The 6,547-nt window shown below is 36.2% G+C and carries 8 protein-coding genes; 3 read left to right on the plus strand and 5 right to left on the minus strand.

All coding sequences use genetic code 11. The features are described 5' to 3' along the window. Positions 1-506: 506 nt before the first annotated feature. From GO685_RS02660 to trmD, 4 genes are all read right to left on the minus strand, one after another. Complete coding sequence (locus GO685_RS02660; RefSeq protein ID WP_175937461.1) at positions 507-1,313, minus strand: phosphoribosylformylglycinamidine synthase subunit PurQ; 807 nt, start codon at positions 1,311-1,313, stop codon at positions 507-509. 3 nt (positions 1,314-1,316) lie between these two features. Further along, positions 1,317-2,567, minus strand: a complete 1,251-nt coding sequence (pstA, locus tag GO685_RS02665) for a phosphate ABC transporter permease PstA (protein ID WP_175937462.1) — start codon at positions 2,565-2,567, stop codon at positions 1,317-1,319. Positions 2,568-2,634: 67 nt separating this feature from the next. Continuing rightward, positions 2,635-3,012: a 50S ribosomal protein L19 gene (gene rplS / locus GO685_RS02670; protein WP_175937463.1), complete on the minus strand. Its 378-nt coding sequence runs from the start codon at positions 3,010-3,012 to the stop codon at positions 2,635-2,637. Next, positions 2,996-3,703 (minus strand): tRNA (guanosine(37)-N1)-methyltransferase TrmD, encoded by a 708-nt coding sequence (gene trmD / locus GO685_RS02675; RefSeq protein WP_175937464.1) that lies wholly within the window; start codon positions 3,701-3,703, stop codon positions 2,996-2,998. Before trmD ends, rplS begins: the two co-directional genes overlap by 17 nt. A 69-nt stretch (positions 3,704-3,772) precedes the next feature. On the opposite strand from trmD, the gene purC reads away from it, so the two are divergent. Continuing rightward, positions 3,773-4,495, plus strand: a complete 723-nt coding sequence (purC, locus tag GO685_RS02680; RefSeq protein ID WP_175937465.1) for a phosphoribosylaminoimidazolesuccinocarboxamide synthase — start codon at positions 3,773-3,775, stop codon at positions 4,493-4,495. Here purC and purM read toward each other — a convergent pair whose 3' ends face one another. Further along, positions 4,496-5,533 carry a phosphoribosylformylglycinamidine cyclo-ligase gene (gene purM / locus GO685_RS02685; RefSeq protein WP_175937466.1) on the minus strand — a complete coding sequence of 346 codons (1,038 nt, stop codon included), beginning with the start codon at positions 5,531-5,533 and terminating at the stop codon, positions 4,496-4,498. A 133-nt stretch (positions 5,534-5,666) separates the two neighbouring features. Here purM and GO685_RS02690 point away from each other — a divergent pair, with 133 nt between their 5' ends. Both GO685_RS02690 and GO685_RS02695 read left to right on the plus strand, forming a co-directional pair. Beyond that, positions 5,667-5,951, plus strand: a complete 285-nt coding sequence (locus GO685_RS02690; RefSeq protein WP_175937467.1) for a hypothetical protein — start codon at positions 5,667-5,669, stop codon at positions 5,949-5,951. A 29-nt stretch (positions 5,952-5,980) separates the two neighbouring features. Beyond that, positions 5,981-6,310 (plus strand): histidine phosphotransferase family protein, encoded by a 330-nt coding sequence (locus tag GO685_RS02695; protein WP_175937468.1) that lies wholly within the window; start codon positions 5,981-5,983, stop codon positions 6,308-6,310. The last annotated feature ends 237 nt before the right edge of the window (positions 6,311-6,547 follow it).

A 6,547-nucleotide genomic window follows, 5' to 3' on the forward strand; every position in this document is an offset into this window, starting at 1 on the left:
CATCTTTTCTACGCTTATTTCATATTCCATGCAACCCAAAAAGCCCTCTATTTCCAGCTCTTTCTTTATCGGCTAATCCATAGTTAGCGTTCATATGGCTTCTCTAAAATTTTGTTCACAGAGACTAGCTGCTTTTAAACCGCAACTGATCTAAATTTAAACGTTAAGAAATTTACTAAATAGACAAAAGGTAAAAGAAACCCCGTTAGCTAGTTATTCACTATCTATCTTTTAAATTGGCGTTTTTTACTGTCTTAAATGCTTTAACAAGCGCATTTTAGCTTATATTAGGTAAAAACCTTAAAAGTTTACAAAGACATGAGGTGCACATAGCGCAAAAAATTAAACATAAGACGCCAAGTACATTGAGTTTTTTGTCGTTTTATCTGCACAGACTGAAGATAAATAATAGCTTCAGTCTCATAATAACAGGGTTGGCGAAGGTTGTCAAGCAGTTTTTTTGTTTCTGTTGGGTAACACCGTTTACTATGTAACATTGCGTCATGTTACAACGCTTGCGCAAAATACTTCAGTGCATTTTCAAATATAAGCATTCCATCGCCATATTTTGGCATAGCGGCACCTAAGCGCTTGCATTTCTCCTTTTCAAGCGGCCAGTTGTCCTGCTGAGTGAAAAATATTCCTCTCTCCGGATGAGGCATTAAAGCCAGTACTCTACCACTTTTATCTGATAAGGCTGCCAGATCGTACGTAGATCCGTTTGGATTGCAAGGAAACTGCAAGTTGGCGTAGTTACCTTCTTCATCAACGTAACGCAGTGCAACGGAATTGTTTTCAATCAATTGATCCAAAACACTCTGATCCATAAAAAACTTGCCTTCTCCATGAGCAATAGGAAGATACAGCTCATTTAGGTCCTGTAGCCAAACAGAATTACTTTGTGAGGTAACTTTCACTCTAATCCAACGGCATTGATAATTACCTACATCATTGCGTATTAAAGCCAGGTTAGAGAATTCTGGAATTAACTTTACTAATACCTGACAACCATTACATATTCCTATAACAAGCTTATCCTGAGATAAAAAATCTTGAAACTCATCCAACAAATTGTTTCTAATGCGCAAAGCAAACGCATTACCGGCACCAGTGTCATCACCGTAGGAAAAACCTCCTGGAATTGCTAGTATATTACTTGATTTTAGCTCACCTGGATTGCCTATGATCTCATTAATATGAACGATCTTCACTTCTACATTGTTGATACCAAGTTTTCTACTACATTCTATAAATGCAAATGCAGTTTCCTTCTCACAGTTCAAGCCATAACCAGATAAAACAATAATTTTCATGAATTAAAAATTAAAAAACTCGAATTTTCTTTTTACAAAATTTGCTACTAAATTCAGAGTAAATAACATTATCAACAAAGCTATAATTGCAATGGCAGCAAGCTCAACAAATGCAATCTCAGGACTACTTGACCATATGTATATTTGTACAGGCAAAACAGTTGCCGGGTCGAAAAAGGATGTGGGTGTGTCAGCTATAAATGCTACCATACCTATCATAAGTAAAGGAGAGGACTCACCTAAAACTCTTGCAACTGCAAGCACAGCACCATGTATTATTCTCGGTAATGCAATCGGTAGAGAGTGATCCAATATTACTTTGATGTGAGGCGCTCCAAGGGCAAAAGCTGCATCTTTTATTGTAATAGGAACGTTCGCAAAGGCATTTTTTGTCGTAATTATAATATTAGGTAACATCATAAATGAAAGAGTCATTCCACCAACAAGTGGCGAAGAACGAGGTAAACCAAATATACCAAGATAGAGAGTTAAACCTACTACACCAAATATTATCGAAGGCACTGCAGCAAGATTATTTATACTAACCTCTACAATGCTAGTTATTATACTGTTCCTGGGCATAAATTCGTGAAGATAGATGCCTGACATAATTCCTATTGGTAACGCCAAAGCTAGACATACCATAATCGTCATTAATGAGCCGACGAATGCTCCTAAAATTCCTGCATTCTCAGGCTCACGAGAATCAGATTTAAGAAATAAAGACTTATTAAAGAACTTTTTCACCCTCCCTTTTTCTTTTAGCCAACTAAGCAGTTCAGCATAATGACTATTGAAATATCTATCTTTGTTTATTGAATTGACTATACTTGATGCAGTAAACCAGATTTCATACTCACCACTGTGCTTCACTTTCCTACGAAAAAAATTCTCTAGCTCCTTGTAAGAATTACGACTTAAAATCTCGTCATTACTCCTGAAATTGGTCCCTTTAAACACTTTACGTAGAGAATCATTAAGTAAGTCAATGGACTTATATCGTAAATCAGCAGGATTATCTGCCAAAGCAAAATCAGCAGTTATCTCAACTGGTAACAAAATCTTCGTTATTGTTAAGGCGCTATAAGAGTTAATTAATATGCTCAACAATATGCATATAGGACAACCAAGCGAAATAACTAATGTTATGAAAGAACAGAAATATAATGTTCTATCTCTTTTATTTTTTCTTCTTATGCGAGCATGTACGCGCCTGGACTGAAGTAATTTAAGGAATTTTGTCTTTATGCTCATCTATTTTTAGTCTCTTCCTATTGCCCCAGCGCATCAAGAACTGAAGCAACACCGTTTTTCATCAAAGCTACTTAGACTTACCGCTTTTGTAAGTAGTGCGCTCTTTTATTCTTGCAGCTTTTCCAAATAGCTTACATAAGTAGTATAATTTTGCTCTACGAACTTTCCCCCTTCTTGTCACTTGCACTGAAACTAACGCAGGAGAATAAACAAAAAACTGTGATATTATACTTTCTCCATGACTCACTTTTCTAACCGCAAAAGAAGAATGTAGCCCACGATTTCTTTTTGATATACATACACCTTCAAATATTTGCATACGTTCGCTTGCACCGTCAACCACTTTAAAAGTGATCTTCAAATCATCACCAGGACGAAACTCTGGCAATTCTTTAGCTAACACTTGCATTTGCTGCTTATTGAACTTTTCAAGTAAATTTGTCATTTATATCTCCATCTAATAATTCAGGTCTACGCCTTTTTGTTATAGCTTGAGACTGTTTCCGTCTCCAATCACTTATTTTTTTGTGATTACCAGATAACAGAACCTCAGGCACTTCATGTTCTCTCCACTGCTTAGGTTTAGTATATTGAGGGTACTCAAGCATACCACCACCATAACTAAAACTTTCCTCAGTAATACTATCAGAATTACTTACTACACCAGGAAGAAGCCTAACACATGCATCAAGAACTACCATCGCAGCCGGCTCGCCTCCTGAAAGTACATAATCTCCAACACTTAACTCATAAGGAGTATACTCATCAACCACTCTTTGGTCAATACCCTCAAATCGACCACATAATATTATTATATGAGAGAATTCTATCAATTCTTTTGCAATGCTTTGATTAAATCTCGTGCCAGACGGAGTCATATAAATAAATTTAGTATCCGTATGAGCAGTGCGCACACTATCAATTGCATCACCAGTAACATCAGGGCGCATAACCATTCCTGCTCCGCCTCCATATGGAACATCGTCCACCGTTGAGTGTTTATCCTTAGCAAAGGAACGAATATTTACCACTTCAAGATCCCATGTTTTCTTCTCTAACGCTCTTCCAGCAAGGGAATAGTTTAAAAATCCAGGAAACATCTCTGGGAATATAGTTAATATTGTAACATTGAACATCTTTGCAAATTTATAGTAAACTTAGGCAGTAAATTGATGTAATATCTACAATATATAGTTAAATCAAATATGCTTCCAGGCAAAATAATATACGAAGGTAAAGCGAAATCTATTATTGAAGCTAAAGATCCGTTAACTGTCATACAGCACTTTAAAGACGATGTAACAGCCTTTAATAAAGAAAAATATGAAGTTATTGAGGGTAAGGGAATAATCAACAACTTCATTAGCGCTTTTATCATGGAAAAGCTTGAGAAAGCAGGAATTGGCACACACTTTATAAAAACTCTGAATGAAAGAGAGCAGCTAGTTAAAAAACTAAAGATTATACCTCTTGAAATAGTAGTGAGAAATATCGCAGCCGGTAGTTTTTGTAAACGTTTTAATGTAAAAGAAGGCGAGAAGCTTATATCTCCTATAATCGAATTTTTCTATAAAGATGACAATTTGGCTGATCCAATGGTAAATGAAAACCACGTGCTATATTTTGGCTGGCTATCTCGTGAAGAAATGGAAGAGGTTAAAACTACAACCTTAAAAATCAATATAGTTCTAATTGACTTATTTTCAAATGCAGGAATAGATTTAGTCGACCTCAAATTGGAATTTGGCAGGTTAATGAGCGATAAAACAAAGATCATCCTAGCTGATGAGATCAGCCCTGACAATTGCAGGTTATGGAATAACAGTACTCACAAAAAACTAGATAAAGATGTCTTCCGTTTAAGTTTAGGAAACCTAAAGGAAGCATATTTAGAAGTTGCAGAAAGATTGTCAGTAAAGTTAGTTTAACTAAGGCACTACTTCATCAAGTGGTGGTTTATATTTCTCATGAAGCTTTCCAATAATTTCAATTTTTTCTCCACGTTTTTGGAAATGATTGTTTACACTTTGCATATTCTCAGGATCTACGATCAATACCATACCAATACCACAATTGAATGTCCTCAACATTTCCCTCTTCTCCACTTTACCCTCTTTTATCAGCCACAAAAATATATCTGGCCATTCCCAAGAACCGATGTCTATGTCTGCAAACAAATCTTCTGGAAGAATCCGTGGAATATTATCTACCAAGCCACCGCCTGTGATGTGTGCAATACCTTTTACCCTTGACATAACAGGCAATAAAGAATCAACGTATATTTTTGTTGGTTCAAGTAGCATCTCACTCCAGGTTTTATTATTCCACGGAGATAAGTCATTATAACTTATGCCTAAATCTTTAAAAACATGGCGTATCAAAGAAAACCCATTTGAGTGAATTCCACTCGACTCTAAGCCAACTATACAGTCGCCTTCCCTCATAGTGTTACATTTTGGAAGGATCTTACTTTTATCGACCACCCCAACTACAAATCCTGCAAGGTCATAGTGATTATTACTATACATTCCAGGCATTTCTGCGGTTTCTCCACCAACTAATGCCATATTGACCTGTTTACATCCTTCTGCAATACCCTGAACTACAGACAATAGAACATCTTTACTTAAAGTACCTGTTGCGAAATAGTCGAGGAAAAATAAAGGTGTTGCTCCTTGCGCAAGCAAGTCATTCACACACATTGCAACTAGATCTATGCCTATAGTATCATGTTTGTTTACTTCTTGAGCTATCAACAGCTTTGTACCTACCCCGTCAGTTGAAGAAACGAGTACTGGATGGTCATATTTTTTACTCAGCGCAGCGAAATCGAATAGCGCAGAAAATGAACCTTCTTTGCTAAGAACCTCTTCCTTTTTTTTAGTTTTTCCAACTATAAGGTTGACCTCTTTTATTAGCTTATTATACAGCTTAAGGTCTACTCCTGATTTAGCATAAGTGCTCATAATCTTTACACAAATTCTACGATTATTAATACTATATTAATAACCTGGCACAAAAAGTACAACGAAACTTTCTCTCAATTGACTATCATATGTCTACCAATATAGGGTAACCTAAATCATTTACAATTGTCTAATGAGCAAAAACGTGTTGTTGATAACAGAGTTACTATCAGGACGACTACTTCATGACTTTGCTAACTCTATGAATGGGATAATGTTTGCTTTAGAAGAGCTTGAAGCAGGTGGCAAGAACGACGCCGTCGCGTGGAAGGAAGCATTGTCATTGCTTAGGGAAAGTTCTGATGATTTAATGCACAAACATAAAGTTATGAAACAGGCATACTCTTCTTCAGCAGACAACCGCAGCTTTGACCGGACCAAGCTGAATATAGAGAACTACCTACTAAAAAAAAAGTAAAACTCACGTGGGAAACAGATGCATATTTTTTGAAATGCAAAGTAAGTTTAATTGAAAAGATAAACAAAATAATTTCCAGTATGGTAATAACCATAGCCAGCGCAGTGGCAGAAGTTGAACGGGTGTCCGTTTTATTAAGCCAGGAGAAAGACAAAACTCTATTAACTATGCAAGTTTCGAGTGAACACAAGCCCTTAAGCAAATCATTAGTAGAGAAATTAAGCAAGAAAAAAGATAACAACCTAAATACAAAAGATATTAGCATCTACATGACCTACTTACTACTGGAGCACTATAATGCTAAAATACACTGCACTTGTGAAAACAACTTGTTGGAAATAGGCTTAACTTTGACTTAAAGTGATTCCACACTTTGTAAAAGCACCTACAAGCGCTAACGCGAAAATCGAAACTTTCCACAGCACCTCAGATCTAGGCTAAGCGCACTTACCTAAAGTACTTACCAGTGCTATGCATGTAAATATTGCAAACCTCTTTACCTAGGCTCTGTGAAAAAAGTTTATCATGAGAAAATAAGGAAAGATGTAGCAAAAACTGGTAGTTTAACTTAGCTACAAATAGAGAAATTACCAAAT

The organism is Wolbachia endosymbiont of Madathamugadia hiepei (assembly GCF_013366855.1).
Lineage (GTDB): Bacteria > Pseudomonadota > Alphaproteobacteria > Rickettsiales > Anaplasmataceae > Wolbachia.